At 33.3% G+C, this 17,003-nt stretch carries 18 protein-coding genes and 1 other RNA gene; 4 read left to right on the top strand and 15 right to left on the bottom strand.

Annotation, left to right across the window (positions count from 1 at the left end; all coding sequences use genetic code 11):
* Nucleotides 1-20: 20 nt before the first annotated feature.
* The 12 genes from GYW75_RS02375 to thrS form a co-directional block, all read right to left on the bottom strand.
* On the bottom strand, nt 21-680 hold the full coding sequence (locus GYW75_RS02375) for an ABC transporter ATP-binding protein (protein WP_174798273.1): 660 nt from the start codon (nt 678-680) through the stop codon (nt 21-23).
* The gene (locus GYW75_RS02370) at nt 680-1,483 is read right to left on the bottom strand and encodes an ABC transporter permease (RefSeq protein ID WP_174798272.1); all 804 of its coding nucleotides are present in this window, start codon (nt 1,481-1,483) and stop codon (nt 680-682) included. The genes GYW75_RS02375 and GYW75_RS02370 overlap by 1 nt, the downstream gene beginning before the upstream one ends.
* Nucleotides 1,483-2,382, bottom strand: coding sequence for a hypothetical protein (locus GYW75_RS02365; RefSeq protein WP_034913158.1), 900 nt, complete (start codon nt 2,380-2,382; stop codon nt 1,483-1,485). The genes GYW75_RS02370 and GYW75_RS02365 overlap by 1 nt, the downstream gene beginning before the upstream one ends.
* Nucleotides 2,383-2,411: 29 nt before the next feature.
* Nucleotides 2,412-3,554: a polysaccharide biosynthesis/export family protein gene (locus tag GYW75_RS02360; RefSeq protein ID WP_174798271.1), complete on the bottom strand. Its 1,143-nt coding sequence runs from the start codon at nt 3,552-3,554 to the stop codon at nt 2,412-2,414.
* Nucleotides 3,555-3,702: 148 nt separating this feature from the next.
* Nucleotides 3,703-3,798: signal recognition particle sRNA small type (gene ffs / locus GYW75_RS02355), an RNA gene on the bottom strand.
* Nucleotides 3,799-3,943: 145 nt separating this feature from the next.
* Nucleotides 3,944-4,237 carry an integration host factor subunit alpha gene (locus GYW75_RS02350; RefSeq protein WP_034913150.1) on the bottom strand — a complete coding sequence of 98 codons (294 nt, stop codon included), beginning with the start codon at nt 4,235-4,237 and terminating at the stop codon, nt 3,944-3,946.
* A gap of 4 nt (nt 4,238-4,241) precedes the next feature.
* Entirely contained in the window at nt 4,242-6,671 is a 2,430-nt protein-coding gene (pheT, locus tag GYW75_RS02345) for a phenylalanine--tRNA ligase subunit beta (RefSeq protein WP_174798270.1), read from the bottom strand.
* A 16-nt stretch (nt 6,672-6,687) separates the two neighbouring features.
* Nucleotides 6,688-7,671: a phenylalanine--tRNA ligase subunit alpha gene (gene pheS, locus GYW75_RS02340; protein WP_174798269.1), complete on the bottom strand. Its 984-nt coding sequence runs from the start codon at nt 7,669-7,671 to the stop codon at nt 6,688-6,690.
* A 213-nt stretch (nt 7,672-7,884) separates the two neighbouring features.
* Entirely contained in the window at nt 7,885-8,238 is a 354-nt protein-coding gene (gene rplT / locus GYW75_RS02335) for a 50S ribosomal protein L20 (protein ID WP_024496189.1), read from the bottom strand.
* A 32-nt stretch (nt 8,239-8,270) separates the two neighbouring features.
* On the bottom strand, nt 8,271-8,468 hold the full coding sequence (gene rpmI, locus GYW75_RS02330) for a 50S ribosomal protein L35 (RefSeq protein WP_025315575.1): 198 nt from the start codon (nt 8,466-8,468) through the stop codon (nt 8,271-8,273).
* An 84-nt stretch (nt 8,469-8,552) separates the two neighbouring features.
* The gene (gene infC, locus GYW75_RS02325) at nt 8,553-9,092 is read right to left on the bottom strand and encodes a translation initiation factor IF-3 (protein ID WP_065590951.1); all 540 of its coding nucleotides are present in this window, start codon (nt 9,090-9,092) and stop codon (nt 8,553-8,555) included.
* A gap of 27 nt (nt 9,093-9,119) precedes the next feature.
* On the bottom strand, nt 9,120-11,045 hold the full coding sequence (thrS, locus tag GYW75_RS02320; RefSeq protein WP_174798268.1) for a threonine--tRNA ligase: 1,926 nt from the start codon (nt 11,043-11,045) through the stop codon (nt 9,120-9,122).
* A 242-nt stretch (nt 11,046-11,287) separates the two neighbouring features.
* On the opposite strand from thrS, the gene GYW75_RS02315 reads away from it, so the two are divergent.
* Complete coding sequence (locus GYW75_RS02315) at nt 11,288-11,737, top strand: YaiI/YqxD family protein (protein ID WP_065560286.1); 450 nt, start codon at nt 11,288-11,290, stop codon at nt 11,735-11,737.
* A gap of 41 nt (nt 11,738-11,778) precedes the next feature.
* Here GYW75_RS02315 and recO read toward each other — a convergent pair whose 3' ends face one another.
* Nucleotides 11,779-12,471 (bottom strand): DNA repair protein RecO, encoded by a 693-nt coding sequence (gene recO / locus GYW75_RS02310; RefSeq protein ID WP_065610871.1) that lies wholly within the window; start codon nt 12,469-12,471, stop codon nt 11,779-11,781.
* 155 nt (nt 12,472-12,626) lie between these two features.
* Between recO and GYW75_RS02305 the strand changes: the two genes are divergently transcribed.
* The 3 genes from GYW75_RS02305 to GYW75_RS02295 all read left to right on the top strand — a co-directional run bounded on the left by GYW75_RS02305 (nt 12,627) and on the right by GYW75_RS02295 (nt 15,239).
* Nucleotides 12,627-14,258, top strand: coding sequence for a Na+/H+ antiporter (locus GYW75_RS02305; RefSeq protein ID WP_065590948.1), 1,632 nt, complete (start codon nt 12,627-12,629; stop codon nt 14,256-14,258).
* A gap of 21 nt (nt 14,259-14,279) precedes the next feature.
* A complete protein-coding gene (gene ubiT / locus GYW75_RS02300) occupies nt 14,280-14,765 on the top strand; it encodes a ubiquinone anaerobic biosynthesis accessory factor UbiT (protein WP_174798338.1) in 486 nt (161 codons plus the stop codon).
* Between the two features lie 327 nt (nt 14,766-15,092).
* Nucleotides 15,093-15,239, top strand: a complete 147-nt coding sequence (locus GYW75_RS02295; RefSeq protein ID WP_174798267.1) for a hypothetical protein — start codon at nt 15,093-15,095, stop codon at nt 15,237-15,239.
* A gap of 11 nt (nt 15,240-15,250) precedes the next feature.
* On the opposite strand, the gene GYW75_RS02290 is transcribed toward GYW75_RS02295, so the two are convergent.
* Complete coding sequence (locus GYW75_RS02290) at nt 15,251-15,613, bottom strand: DUF1353 domain-containing protein (RefSeq protein ID WP_174798266.1); 363 nt, start codon at nt 15,611-15,613, stop codon at nt 15,251-15,253.
* Nucleotides 15,603-16,994, bottom strand: coding sequence for a phage tail fiber protein (locus GYW75_RS02285; protein WP_174798265.1), 1,392 nt, complete (start codon nt 16,992-16,994; stop codon nt 15,603-15,605). Before GYW75_RS02285 ends, GYW75_RS02290 begins: the two co-directional genes overlap by 11 nt.
* Nucleotides 16,995-17,003 lie beyond the last annotated feature (9 nt).

Raw genomic sequence — 17,003 nt, 5'->3', positions numbered from 1 at the left:
TAATTCTATTAATAATAAGCTTATGTAATTTTTTGTTGTTTATTATGGTAAATATAAGCTTGTTCAATTGTATCAAATTGATATAAGTAACCAGCATCAAGCACCATAGCTTTATCACAATAATTTTTTATAGCATTCATATTATGTGAAACTAAGATAAGAGCGCGATCTTTTTTATTTTCAAATAATTCTGTTTTACATTTTTCTGTAAATCTAGAGTCACCAACAGCAATTACTTCATCAATTAAATAACAATCAAACTCAATTGATAAAGACAACGCAAAAGCTAAACGAGCTTTCATGCCAGAAGAGTATTTTTTTATTGGTTCATATAAATAATCACCTAATTCCGCAAAATTTTCAACATACTCTTTCGTTTTTTCGATATTACATCCATAAATTCGACAAATAAATCTTAAATTATCCATTCCCGTCAAACTACCTTGAAAAGCACCAGAAAAAGCTAATGGCCAAGAAATTGACATATTCCTTATTATTGAACCTGTAGTTGGTTTTTCTATTTCACTTAGAAGTCTAATTAGTGTAGATTTACCTGCACCATTACGTCCCAAAATGCCAATTTTTTCTCCTCTATATAATGAAAAATTGATATTATTTAGGACTGTTTTATATCCTTTTCTTGTTGAGTACCGTTTACCTACATTTTTAACAATAATCATCAATTATCCTCAAGAATATAATTCTCATTAATTTTTACCATGGTTAATCCCACAAATAATAAAACTATATTACAAAAAACTAAATAACTTACACTTTGATGTGTTATAGTTGAGGGGCCAAAATAACCTGCTCTAAACATTTCTGTTCCATTAATTGGTGGAATATAAAGCAGTAACTTTTGTATTTCATGGGGAAAGGTATCAACCCAAAAGAAAGCTCCAGATAAAGGCATAAGGATAAAACTTAAAGTACCCCACATTTTATCAAAAGCACCATATTTGGCAGATAAAACAAAAATGATTAGACCTAACCCCAGAGAAAACCAACACATCAACCCCCATGCACATAACATATAAAAAGGATCATAGGGTATAGCAATTAGCCCAGCAAAAATAAAAATTGATATAACAAAAACTTGAGCAGCACTTGCCCCAATCACTTCAAGAAATACACGTGCATAGACTAGATCTAAAATTTTGATATTACGATGATATAACAATGCTTTATTGGCAGTTACTGAACCTTTTGCTCGAGATGAAGCATTACGCCACATCATTACCATTGGATAGCCTGTTAATACAAATGCAATAATATTAAGATTGGATACAGAATTTATTTTAAAAAAAAACCACATTAAGCTTATTAACAACGTTAACGACATAGGTTCAACAAATAGCCAAAGAAAACCGATATTATTACGTCCATAACGGGTAATTATTTCCCTTAAAATTAAAGCATTCAATACATTAATTTGTATTTTTAATGAACGCATAAATGATGTTTTACTAATTACTTCCGTCATCAATCTTTATGTTCTCTTATACCAGCTGAAAGTAAATTAATAATACCATATACTAAAAAGCTAATTATAAAAGTTGCAATGATATTATAAATGCGTGCGGGTTTAAATGATACATCTGATATACTCGGCTGCTCTATTCGCTCTAGATAAAGTTGCTTTTTAGTTATTTCCACCTGAGCATTACGTAATGATAATGTGGCTGCCTCAAATTGTTGTTTAGCAACCGTATTATTAATTAATATCTGTTGATACTCAGCTAAATTAGCATCTCTATTTTTATTTCTTTGAAATTCAGCTAGAGCATGAGCTTCTTTCTTCATCTGTGATTCAGCATTTTTCAGTTCTGCTAGCGATGCGGTTATGAGATCTTGTTTGGCTCGTAAATTTATTTGGTTTACAAAACCTTCAGCTTGTTTTAATAATTGTTCATTTATTTTGAATGCATCTTGCATATCAAAAGCATTTACACTAATTGTAGCAATACCTGTAGAACTGTCAAAATTGACACTTATCATATTACTCATGTATCGATAGAAATATTCTTTTTTATTATACGAGTCAAGATTAAATCCATTAAATCGAGATATTATATCGCCTTTTTGAGTATACCACTTTTGTACTGGTAAAACTTTTTCAACAGAGGATAGAGCATCTCTAGATTTTATATATGACAAAACAACATATGAATCATCATTAGAGCGTGAAATTCCAACTTTTGAAAAAAAACTTCCCAATCCTCCCAATGATGATTGAGTATCCGAAGAACGTATAATATATGTTGCTTCAGATGTATAAATATTTTCAGCAATTAATCCAAAATAAATTATCGATAATAAAGTTGGTAATGATACAATTAGATGTAATAACCAACTTTTTTTTCTTTTAAAATTTAAAAACATAAAATCTCACGAGTGCAATAATTAAAAACTTATTCACTAATCTGGTTAATTTGATTAACAACTCCAACACCTGGTGAGAAAATCGCATATAAGAATTTTTGTAGTTCTAGAATTGGTGCAGATGCAACATAAACAATATCATTATTCTTAATTTGAAAATTCTTCATTATGAAGAATGAATTAGGATTATTTAAATCTATTTGGTAAACAGTTGGTACAAGCTCTTTCTTATTATCTATCGACAAAGTGTCTTGATATCTAAACACAAAAACACCTCGGGCATCAGATTGACTATCTCGTAAACCACCAATACGAGCTAATGCTTGTGACAAATTAATTCCAACAGCTTCAAATCTGACTTCTTTTGTTGAGCCTATTGCCCCCATAGAAATAAAAGAACTAGGCTTATTAATCAAAGTAATAACATCATCTTTTTGAAGATGAACATTAAATTTAGGATTAGATAATACTAAACTTAGTGGAATTTTATTAACTTTATTATTCCTAGTGACTTGTATTAAAGTATCTTTAATATCATACATATTGCTACCTAACATGGTAACGGCATCTAATAAACGCTCCCCCTTAGCTGTTATAGGCATTTTACCACTAAATTTATCACCAATAACTGTAACATTTGAAGAACGTTTTTCTAAAACAGTGACAATTACTTGGGGTCTATTTGCAATTCCAGATAACTTTTCAATTATTTCTTTTTGTAGCTGAGTGGGAGTTTTATTAGCAACTTTCACATTTCCAACAAACGGCAAAGAAATAAACCCTTTAGAATCAACAATTACTATTGGTAATTCAGTTAATCCAGTTTTTGGAGCACCTGTATCACCTGAACCTACAAACAGTATTGCTGGAGGGGTTTCAATTACAGAAATCTTTATACTATCGCCTTTACCTATATTATCAACTTTTTTATCTTGGCTATCCCTTTCATTAATAAGCTTTGTAAAGTTAAATAAATTAGTTTGCGCTTCTTTTATAGAATCAGATGAAATATTTAAATCAACGATTTTTACTTTATTATAAATTTTATCTAATTCAGCATGTTGTTTATTTATATTTTTTATAGATAAAAAATTTGGTCCTGAATGAGGTAAAACAGTACAACCACTCAAAATAATTGCTAGCGTTATTGGAAGAAGGGACGGTAATTTCAAAATAAATTTCCTTACTCATCAATTAATTATATATTTTTAAAAGTTTTGGATTAGAAATTTACACATGTATTTTAGTTGATAAAATATATTTAATTTTATTTATAATTAAAAAATAGGTAAATTTACTGCAAACATGCATTGGAGGAGACCCTATCAGCTACATCCCACACACATGTATTTTACTTTGGCTGCTTCCTTCCGGACCTGACCTAGTGAGCAAAAAAATGTTGCAAGAGAACCCATAGAGCCTCCATTGAATCGGAGGTATCATACTCGAATTATTAATTTTTTACAACTACTTTTTAGTATAACACAACTGTTCGGCTTTTCTTTAGATGCTATATCAAAAGAAAAGCCATTATTTGAAATGATAGTATGTAATTAAGAAATTAGATTACTAGATTTTTCTCAACACGCTCTCTAAATTTTATACCTGGTCTAAATGTAACAACTCTACGAGCTGAAATATCAACACTTTCACCTGTTTTTGGGTTTCTACCTGGGCGTGAATTTTTATCACGTACTGTAAAATTACCGAATCCAGATAATTTAACTGGTTCACCTTTTTCTAAAGCCACCCGAATCTCTTCAAAAAATAGCTCTACAAGGATTTTAGATTCTTGTCGATCAATATTAAATTTTTCGGCAAGACGATCTGCAATATCTGCTTTAGTTAATGTCATATTATTATTCTCTTAATAGGGCTTTAAAACGATTTTGTAAGGTAGTAACGCATTTGCTTACAATGTTAGTTATATCTTCTTCTTCAAGCGTACGTGATTTATCTTGTAAAACCAAACTAATAGCAATGCTTTTTTGATCTTCTTTGATATTTTCACCTTGATACACATCAAAAAGAGTAACTTTAATAAGTTGCTCACCACCCGCTTTTTTACACTCTAAAATAATATCCGCTGCTGGTATTGTATTTGAAACAATAATAGCTATATCACGTTTATTTGACGGATACTTGGATAAATCCTGAGCTACAGGTACCTCTTTTTTACTAATTTTAGCTAAATTTATTTCAAAAACAAGCGTTTTACTATTTAAAGACAATTTTTTTTCAATTTCTGGATGCAAGACTCCTAAATGACCTAATAACTCATCATTTAAATAAATCGCAGCACTTTGTCCAGGATGTAAAGCTGGGAGTTCAGATTTTTTAAATTGTATTTGATCACCACACCCTAAAAGAGAAAAAATTGACTCAAGATCACCTTTAAGATCATAAAAATCTACATTCTTTTTAGGGAGTTGCCAGTGTTCTTCGTATAAATTACCAGTAACAATACCAGCTAACATTAACTCCTGACGTACACCAAATTCACAATTTTCATCAGGAATAAAACGCAAACCAGTTTCAAATAATCGGGCACGCGTTTGCTGACGATTTTGGTTATATAGTATCACATCTAATAACCCAGACCAAAGTGATAAACGCATAACTGACATTTCACTTGAAATTGGGTTAGGTAATTTGATTTCTGAATGTTCAGGATATAATATTTGCTGAACTTTTGGATCGACAAAGCTGTATGTTACCGCTTCTTGATACCCTCTATCGACCAATAAATCCTTTACTCTACGTAATGGGATTTGACTTTCTGGTTTTGGTTTCATTACTGATTCAATTTTCAAATTAGCATTTGGGATATTGTTATATCCATAAATGCGGGCAATTTCTTCAACTAAATCCTCTTCAATTTGTAAATCAAATCGCCAACTTGGTGATTTTACAATCCAAATGTTATTGTTATTGTTATTGTTATTGTTATTGTTATTGTTATTGTTATTGTTATATTCAACTTCACAACCAAGTCTGTTTAAAATATCACTGATCTTTTGTGTTTCAATTTTATAACCAATGATACGATCAATTTTATTGCGGTGTAACTCAATAGTTGCCTGTGTAGGAAGATCATTTTGATTTGTGACATCAATAATTGGACCTGCTTCACCACCACAAATTTCAATTACTAATTGACTAGCTCTTTCCATTGCCACCAACTGTAAAGCAGGATCAACGCCACGCTCATAACGGTGAGAAGCATCGGTATGTAGACCATACTCACGAGCTTTTCCTATTATTGCTAATGGATTAAAAAATGCTGACTCAAGAAAAATATCTTTAGTTGATTGTGTTACGCATGATTTTTCACCGCCCATAATTCCTGCTAATGCCAAAATTTTTTGGTGATCAGCAATAACTAAGGTTTTATTATTAAATTTAACTTCATTACCATTGAGTAAAACTAGTTTTTCATTTTCTTTAGCATAACGGACAACAATGCCCTTTTCTATCTGAGCCAAATCGAAGGCATGCATTGGATGACCAAGCTCTAATAACACATAGTTAGTAATATCAACAACGGCATCAATTGAACGAATCCCACCTCTACGTAATTTTTCTTTCATCCAAAGCGGTGTTGTAGCATTAACATTAATATTTTTTATAACTCTACCCAAATAACGTGGCGCAGCTTTAGTTTCATCAACCTGAATGGGTAATGTATCGGTCATTGTTGTCGGAACGCTGTCTACTTTCATTTCTTTCATAACTATATTGTTAACTGCAGAAATATCTCTAGCAATCCCAACAATACCAAAACAATCTGCACGGTTTGGTGTTACACTAATATCAATTATTACATCATTAAGATTTAAATATTCGCGAATATCCATACCTAAAGGAGCATCATCAGGTAATTCAATAATACCATTATGTTCATCAGCAATCCCTAATTCTGAGTATGAACATAGCATGCCTTCTGACGGTTCACCTCGTAACTTAGCTGATTTGATTTTAAAATTACCTGGTAAAACAGCTCCCACTGTAGCACATGCAACAGTCAAACCTTGTCGGCAATTTGGTGCTCCACAGACAATATCAAGTAATTCTGGTTTACCTATATCAACTTTTGTAACACGTAATTTATCTGCATTTGGATGCTGCATACATTCAACAACTTTGCCAACAACCACACCAGAAAAATCACCTGCAACCTTTTCAATATCATCAACTTCTAAACCAGCCATTGTTAATTGATCGGCTAGCGTTTCGCTACTAATTTCTGGATTGATCCATTCACGTAGCCAACTTTCACTAAATTTCATGCTTTGATCTCCAGAATCAATTAAATTGTTTTAAAAAGCGTAAATCATTTTCAAAGAAAGAACGTAAATCAGTGACACCGTAACGTAACATAGTTAATCGTTCTATCCCCATGCCAAATGCAAAACCGCTATATACTTCAGGATCAATACCAACATTACGTAATACATTAGGGTGAACCATTCCACAACCTAATACTTCTAACCATTTACCATTTTTAGCTTTAATATCAACTTCGGCTGAAGGTTCAGTAAATGGGAAATAGCCTGGTCTAAAACGAATTTCCATATCATCTTCAAAAAAGCAATGTAGGAAATCGTGTAATAATCCTTTTAAATGAGTAAAGCTGATATCTTTATCAACAAGCAACCCCTCCATTTGGTGGAACATTGGTGTGTGAGTTTGATCGTAATCATTACGGTAAGTCCGCCCTGGAGCAATAATTCGAATCGGTGGTTTTTGATTTTCCATTGTACGAATTTGTACGGTTGAGGTTTGTGTTCTTAATAATCGTTTTGCATCAAACCAAAATGTATCGTGATCAGCACGAGCTGGATGATGAGCAGGAATATTTAATGCATCAAAATTATGGTAATCGTCTTCAATTTCTGGGCCTGTTTCAACAACAAACCCTAATTCACCAAAAAAATCGACTAAGCGATTGATTGTTTTAGTAACGGGATGCAATCCACCTAATTCAAGAGTTTTACCTGGTAAAGTAATATCTATTGTTTCATTAGCTAATTTTGCATCAAGAGCCTGACGCTCTAAAAAATTGCGCTTTTGATTTAATATTTCAACGACTTTTTGTTTTGCGTCATTGATTTTTTGACCGACTGCTGGGCGCTCATCAGCAGGAACATCACGTAATGAGGCCATATGCATTGTAAAATGGCCTTTTTTACCAAAATATTCTACTCTAATTTGTTCGATCATATTAATGTCATTAGCACTTTCAATAGCGGATTTGGCTTTATTTACCAGTTCAACTAATTGAGACATACAGTTCTCCTGCTTATTGTTCATTATATAAAAAAAGCCTCTTTTTGAGGCTTTTATAATCATTTTTTGTTTTTTCTTTGCCTCACGAATTAGTATTACTAAAGAAGCCAAAAAAGAAACAAAAAACAACTAAATTCATAATTAAATTACTCTTTATGATAAAAATCAAAAATTAAAATAATAAAAGCCGAGATAACTCGGCTCTCATAAATATTATAGTGCAGCCTTAGCTTTTTCAACTAATGCAGCAAATGCATTTTTATCAAATACTGCAATATCAGCAAGGATCTTACGATCGATCTCAATTGAAGCTTTCTTTAAACCATTAATAAAACGGCTATATGAAAGACCACATTGGCGTGCTGCAGCATTGATACGCACAATCCATAATTGACGGAATTGACGTTTACGTTGACGACGGTCACGGTAAGCATACTGCCCAGCTTTGATTACAGCTTGGAAAGCAACACGATACACACGTGAACGAGCACCATAATAACCTTTTGCTTGTTTTAAAATTTTCTTGTGACGTGCACGAGCAATAACACCACGTTTAACACGAGCCATAAACTATATCCTCTAAATAATTAACCAATAAATTAAGCGTATGGAACACACGCAGTAACTAAACCTAAATCGCCTTTTGACACAGTTGTCAAACCACGTAAATGACGTTTACGTTTGGTTGATTTTTTAGTTAAGATATGACTCTTGTTAGCTTGCTTATGCTTAAAGCCACCAGAAGCTGTTTTTTTAAAGCGCTTTGCTGCGCCTCTTACAGTTTTAATTTTAGGCATTTTATTAATTTCCACTTCGCATTGTTAATAAAAATAAAATAATGGTGTAACTTTCAATAAATCAAAAATTAGCTTGTAAAACCATTATTTCTTCTTCGGCGCTAGCACCATAATCATTTGTCGACCTTCAATCTTAGTTGGATAAGATTCAATAATCGCCAAATCAGCTAAATCCTTTTTAATACGATCAAGCATTTCAGAACCTAACTGTTGGTGAGCCATTTCACGACCACGAAAACGTAACGTGACTTTAGCTTTATCGCCATCTTCAAGAAAGCGAATCAGGCTGCGGAGTTTTACCTGATAGTCGCCTTCGTCTGTACCAGGTCGGAACTTAATTTCCTTAACCTGAACAACCTTTTGCTTTTTCTTCTGCTCTTTTGTTGCTTTACTCTTTTCATAGAGGAACTTGCCATAATCCATAATTCGACAAACAGGTGGCTCTGCATTAGGGCTTATTTCAACTAAATCTAAAGTTGCTTCTTCAGCTTGTTTTAAAGCTTCATCTAAGCTTACTATACCGAGCTGCTCACCATCGACGCCGGTTAACCTCACCTCACGAGCTGTAATTTCATCATTGATTTTATGTGCTCGTGTTGACTGAATTCGTTTACTGACTTTAATATCTCATTCCTCCAAATTAATTTATCATTAATTCATTTGTTCTAATGAACGACTATGAATTTCGTTAAGCAACAATTCTATAACATGTTTCACTTCAAAGCTACCAAGATCTTTACCTTGACGAGTTCGAACTGAAATTGTTCCTGATTCCATTTCTTTGTCTCCACAAACAAACATATAAGGAACACGTTTTAGAGTATGCTCGCGAATTTTAAACCCTATTTTCTCATTTCTCAAGTCCGCTTTTGCTCTAATGCCAACTTTTTGTAATTGTGCGGTTAATTGTTTGGCATATTCAGCTTGATTATCGGTAATGTTAATTACTGCAACTTGCAATGGAGCAAGCCAAGTAGGGAAAAGACCTGCACAGTTTTCAGTCAAGATACCCATAAAACGCTCCATAGAACCTAAAATAGCTCTATGAATCATAACCGGGACATGACGTTCATTATCTTCACCTACATAAGTCGCATCTAAACGTTCAGGTAGCATAAAATCAAGCTGAACTGTACCGCATTGCCATGCTCTACCTAAACAGTCATGCAAGGTAAATTCTATTTTTGGGCCATAAAAAGCGCCTTCACCTGGTAAATATTCGAATTCAATGCCATTTTCTGTTAAACATTCAGCTAAATCTTTTTCAGCAAGATCCCAAGTTTCATCCTTACCAATTCGTTTTTCAGGACGGGTTGATAACTTAACAGTAATATCATTAAAACCGAAAGTACTATAAGTATCATAAACCATTTTGATACAGCTATTTACTTCACTGCGAATTTGATCTTCAGTACAAAAGATATGTGCATCATCTTGTGTAAAACCTCGAACGCGCATCAAACCATGTAAAGATCCTGAAGGTTCATTACGATGGCAACTACCAAATTCCGCCATACGTAATGGTAAATCACGATAAGATTTTAAGCCTTGATTAAAAATTTGTACATGTCCTGGACAGTTCATTGGTTTAATACAATATTCACGATTTTCAGAAGAAGTAACAAACATTAACTCTTTATAATTACCCCAGTGACCTGTTTTTTCCCACAAAACACGATCCATCATAAATGGACCTTTTACTTCTTGATAATCGTATTCTTTCAATTTAGTGCGAACAAAAACCTCAAGTTCACGGAAAATAATCCAACCATCATTATGCCAAAACACCATACCAGGCGCCTCTTCTTGCATATGATAAAGATCTAGTTGCTTACCAATTTTGCGATGATCTCGTTTAGCGGCTTCTTCTAAAAATTGTAAATAGCTATCAAGTTGTTTTTTATCTGCCCATGCTGTTCCATAAATACGTTGTAACATTTTATTATCACTGTTACCGCGCCAATAAGCTCCAGCAATTTTTTGCAATTTAAAATGATGGCAAAAACGCATATTAGGTACATGTGGTCCACGACACATATCAATATATTCTTCGTGATGATAAAGAGCTGGTTTTGAATCTTTTGGAATATTTTCATCTAAAATAGCAATTTTGTATGGTTCATGTCGCTCCCAAAAAACTTCTCTAGCGCGCTCCCAACTAACCACTTCTTTTTTTACTTCATAATTTTTTTTAGCCAACTCATGCATGCGTTTTTCTAGTGCATCAAGGTCTTCCTGAGTTAAAGAGTGATCTAAATCAACATCATAATAAAAACCATTATCAATTGTTGGACCAATAGCCATTTGTGTATTAGGCCATAGTTGTTTAATTGCGTGACCCAATAAATGTGCACAAGAATGACGAATAATTTCGAGTCCATCTTCATCTTTGGCTGTAATGATGGCTAATGTTGCATCTTGATCAATGACATCACAGGCATCTTTACGCTCGCCATTTACACGCCCAGCTATACAAGCTTTAGCAAGACCTGCTCCAATACTTTGAGCAACTTCTAAAACAGTAACGGGTTTATCGAATTGACGTTGGCTTCCGTCAGGAAGAGTAATAATTGGCATAACAAATCCTTATAACAGTGGTGCGCCACACGAAAGCGCACTTGCTTACTTAAAAAATAGGTCGAATATACTACCACTTATCATCTGGATTTAAAATAGAAAGAATCATATTAATATGAAGCTTAATAAATATACTAAAACACATAGTTACCGGAAACTTTTTTACAAATAAATGGTTATTTTTGTATAACAAAGATTATAATCATTAACTAATAAAAGTTTATAATATGAACACATATGCTATGAATATTTGGATTGATGCTGATGCCTGCCCTAACCCAATTAAAGAGATTTTATATCGAGTTGCAAATCGAAAAGCAATAAATACAACATTAATTGCAAATCAATGTTTAACTATCCCCTTGTCACCTTATATTAAAACTTTATTAGTTGAAAAAGGATTTGATGTAGCAGATAGAAAAATAATTGAGTCGGTTCAAAAAAATGATTTAGTTATTACCTCAGACATTCCACTTGCATCCGAAGTTTTAAATAAAAATGCATTAGTGCTCACGCCACGAGGTGAACAATATACACTAGATACAATTAAAGAACGATTAATTATGAGAGATTTTATGGAAACCATGCGAGCAAGTGGAATACAATCTAAAGGTTCAGCTCCATTTTCCAGCAAAGACCGAGAAAAATTTGCTAATCAGCTTGATATATTACTTAATTCAACATCGAAATGAATTTAATAACTCTTTTAAATCGAGCAGCCAAATTAGCAAAACTAAATTTTTAGAAATAGCTCTCTGCTTTTGAATGGTTTTGATCCTACATAAGGTTTCAACGCCATCCTAGTAAAGCGTTTAGCTGCTTTTAACGTATCGATATTATCAAATTGACGTTTTCCTAAAGCTAAAACCTGCTCGCCAGTAAAGCTGATGCTATTTTGTAATAAACTACTGATAAATCCTTTTTCCGATTGATATTGATAATACATCGATTTAACAATGTCATCGCCAGTTACACAGCAGTGAAAAAAATCAACGTGATATCCTAAATTTTCTAATAACGATAATTCAAAAGCTCGCAACACATTTTCAGCAGGAACCTGTTGGGCTAATTGTTGCAGACTTTTTAGATAATCATCAAAAAGAGTTGGCAATTCTGCTTCTGCAACTAAAACTCGATGTAATAGTTCATTTAAATAAAATGCGCTATACAAAAAAACAGATACCAATGGCAATGCAAGCGACATAGCTTCAACCTGACGCAATGTTTTTATTTCACCTTGGCCTGAGTATTGCACAATAAGTGGAGTAAAAGGTTGCAACATACCTTTCAAGGCAGAGCTTTTTCGTTTAGCACCTTTAGCTAATACCTTTACTTTTCCGATATTTTCAACAAATAGATCGACTAATAAACTAGTTTCAGTATAAGAACGAGTATGTAGTATAAATGCTCTTTGCCAATTTTCCATTCAAAATACCTTTCAATTACACTACTGTTTCTTGGTTAATAATTGTATCTGAGTAAAATTTAGATAAATCTATGAAATTTTCAACTGAAATTTAGTTGAAGATCCGATATAATCAATGTAAACAATAGGATTATAGGATAAATAAAAGAGGAACTATGGATCTTTTTTCAATAATTTTACTACTAGTTTTAATTGTATCACTTTCTGGTGTTGTTATTAAAATGCTACCAATACAAATCCCATTGCCTCTAATGCAAATATTATTAGGTTGTATATTGGCTGCCTTTGGAGTTTATGTCAAATTTGACCCAGAGTTATTTCTTGTTTTATTCATTCCACCTTTACTCTTTGCCGATGGGCGCAAAACATCGGTAAAAGATTTTGTGCACAATGTTAGAGAAATTGTTGGGCTAGCGCTAGTTTTAGTTGTAATAACAATTGTAGCTGTTGGTTATTTACTTTATTGGATGTTACCAAAAGGAATCGATCTAGCTGCAACATTTGCATTAGCAGCAGTTTTATCGCCAACAGATGCCGTAGCATTAAGTGGAATTGTAGGTAAAGGTCGTATTGAAAAAGAAAAGATGGAAATCATCGAAGGTGAAGCATTGATGAATGATGCTTCAGGTTTGGTTTCTTTAAAATTTGCTATTGCTATTGCCGTTGGTGATGCAGTATTCAATATCTTTGATGTTAGTGTCCAGTTTTTTGTAGTTGCTATTGGTGGATTAGCTATTGGTGTTTTATTTACTTGGTTATATGCACGTATCTTACGTAAAATAAATAAGCTTACTCACAATGATCCCGCTATTCAAATAGTATTACTATTTTTACTACCTTTTGCCGCCTATATCATTGCTGAGGAATGTCATTGCTCTGGTATTTTAGCAGCAGTAAGCGCAGGTATGACAGTCAATCATTCTGGAATGATGCGAAACGCACCTTTAACTGCACGTTTGCAATCAGATAGTACATGGTCAATGTTAACCTTTGTGTTTAATGGATTTGTATTTGTTTTATTAGGTATTCAACTACCAAGCATTTTTAATAATACTTTTGTAGAAAACCAAATTGATACCTCAATTGAGGTATGGCAACTATGTTTAATTGTTTTATTCGTTTTTGCTGTATTGATGGGAACTAGATTTGCTTGGTTATGGTCAATGAAACATATGCCAACGATGCCTTTTGGAACTAAGAGACCTCTTGCATTTAGGGCATACTCAACCAGAGATCTTTTAATTTCAACATTTGCTGGCGTTAGAGGAGCTATCACTCTAGCTGGTGTTTTATCTATTCCAATGACAATTAATGGACGTTATCAACTGGTCTTTATTGCGACAGGTATCATATTAATATCATTGATTGCAGCGGTGATAATCTTACCTATCTTGTTACGAGGTAGTGTAATTTTAGATAATTCTGAACAAAAAAATGAAATTTTATCAGTTAAAGGTCAAATGGCAGAAGAAGCGATTATCAGTCTTGAAAAAATGCAAAATAATTTATTGCAAGAAACGTCTGAATCTGGCTTAGATCAGGAAATTATACATGAAATTGGTTCTCGTGTCATTGGTTCATTAAGACGCCGAACTGGACTTAAAGATTTAGAACAAAAAGCACTAGAGGCTGAAAACTTAGAAAGACGTATGCGTCTAGTTGCAATTGGTGCAGAACGTACAGCTTTACTACAAATGAAAGTTCGTAATGAAGTGAGCGAAGAAGTTTATGAACATTTAAATAACGATCTGGATATTTATGAAAAAATGATTTCTGGGGATGCATAAATGATTGGAGCAAAAAGCCAAATTCTAAACAAAATTCATTCACAGTTTGTCAATAAAGCGCCCCATATTTTGGGGCTTACCTTACGATACATTCCTTTTAATGTCAAAAAACAAACCATAGAACAATTATTGAAATTACAATTTGAACATTCTCTACAAGATGGTGATCTAGATTTTTTAGAAAATCGTTGGCTTAAAATTCAAGTTACTGATCTAGAGCTTGTGTGGTTTGTTAGTTTAATCGATAACAAATTAGTTGTTAGCCGGGAAGAAATTGCTGATGTAAGCTTTATAGGTAATGCTAATGATTTGATTATGATAGCAACTAGACGACAAGATCCCGATTCACTATTTTTTCAACGTCGCTTGATTGTTGAAGGTGATACTGAATTGGGGTTATATGTAAAAAATTTAATGGATTCTATTGAGTTGGAAGCTATGCCAAAATTTTTAAGGCTAACACTCGAAAAACTAGCAGATATTATCGAAAGTGCACCAACTAATTAAGAATAAATTATACTCATTTTAAATCATTCAAAATTTTGAATTGATTAATTTCTACCTTGCTAATAATAAATTATTCTAAGCCCCCTATAAAATGGGGAAAAGAAGCTGATTATTTTGAGTATATATAATGAAATTTATGAGTTTCTTGACAGAAAACATAAAATATATGGTTACACAATGAAAAATAACCAAGAACAGCCAACTTTTTACTTCCACGATTATGAAACATCTAACGTATAACTTTGTTTATTATAGATTTTAACTTCAAACGCAATTAAATCTGTACTCAAATATGTACTCACTTTTATACTTCAATACAACATATATATGATTACACGATTTCGAAATAGGGCTATCGGGAAGTGCTACATTATCAACAACGAAGAAGATCACAATTACGTGTTCTATCAAACAGCAAAAACGCTATACGATATCGCCGATTTTGTGATGCTACATGACGCCGTTGAAGATTGATAGTGTGTTTGTTATCGATAGTTACCAGAGCCGAACAATCTAACAGCGAAATATTTTACATATCTTCGCCAAAAACTAACATTCAGTTCAGTGTTAGCTTGCAGATAAATATCATCTGCAATTTTTCGAGTAAATAGTGCTTTCCCGTACATGTAATCGTGCAATATTGCCGCTTTTAACGCTTTATTGAATTTCGGAAACATGAATTTAGCATACTTTGTTGAATCACCGTCGCTAACAAATCCTTTTTTAACAACAATTTCAACTTGCTCACCATTGATAATTGGACGTGCAATTAGCGGTTTTAAAATGCGGATTTTTTCACCACCCTTTAAAAAAGCACAATGAATTTCATCTGATTCATCAAATATCATCCGATACCTCGCTAACTATAACTGGATTTAACGTGCTCGGTATCGGCTCTTCATTTTCAATCACTTCAATAACGGGCATTTCTAATCGAACATCAATCCATCTACCATCAGTTATATCAATCGGTTTTCCTGCGACAATCTGACAGCTTTCAAAGTCAAATTTTTTAGTATACGTTTTAACTGTGATGATATTATTTTCATCAACTGAATACTCAGCAAAGAATTTTTTATTTCCGTTGGCATCTTCGGGTAACGTGATGTACCAGCCCTCTTTTGCAAAGCCTAAAGAGCCGTGGATTTCGTAATGACCAACTTCAATACGTGTAGCTGTTACACCGCTAGCCAAATCGTTAACTAAAGCACAACCTGATTTTTTGAAACCATCAACTTCCTCAATGTTATCATTTGCAAACAGTCTTAATATCGGCGATGCTTTTTTCAGAAAACCATTACTATCTACTGTTGAGTTTGCAGTTGTAATTGCTTCATACCAGTTTTCTTTGCCTCTTGATGTAGAACATCGATAGAAAATTTTAGGGGTTTTACTGTTTATGACTGAGAGCATTTCGACGCCCCATGTCGCTGAGGATGTAGGCAACGGCAACAACGATGCAGTGCTTTTGCCGCCGTTAAACGGCAAACCATTTATTTTATCTGTCGTTGTAAAATAAAACGCCGTTTCTAATTTATCATCTAAATTAGAAACGGGGATACCGGTGTTTGAACCAAGCCCATAATCCCCTTTTTTCAATACTGATTTATTGTTAATTGTTACATCATCAATATTTTCAAAACGCCACGTGTTGCTACTACTAACATATCGTAATTTATTCGCCCACTTATCTAACTCAGCATTATAGTATGCGTATATAAAACTATCACCGGACGGTCGCATTACGAGTTCATTTCCATTTTCGTGAAAAAATTTTATTCCGTACGACGTCGGCGAAAAACGCATCTGTCCAGTTATTTCATCGCCTGATTTTTTTACAAGTTTAGATGTATCAATTGTTGATGCCCATTTTTTTGCGTCATCAGCCGATTTTTTTGCTGCATTGCGAGCATTAACAACTTGTTGCAGTATTGCTGGTGTAATTTCACTTTCAGGTGGATTCAATAAAAAATCATTTAATGAGCCATCTTTTGAATCTGAAAATACTTGAATAGTGCCGAGCCTCTTCGGCGGAAACCCATTTATAATCAGCTTTACTTCATAGTCACACGGCAAAACGTTCATTGTGTAACTACCATTGTTTGCGACTTGAAATACTTGTGTTTGTGTTAGTACTTTGCTTGTTGTTTTTTTTGCGTATAACTCGATAGTGCAGTTATTAATAATATTACCCGCACCGTCGGTCAAAACGCCTGATATTTTGGCCATAATTTTAAT

This window comes from Gilliamella sp. ESL0232 (assembly GCF_013346885.1).
GTDB lineage: Bacteria > Pseudomonadota > Gammaproteobacteria > Enterobacterales > Orbaceae > Gilliamella > Gilliamella bombi.
This window is presented reverse-complemented; position numbering and strand designations above follow the sequence as displayed.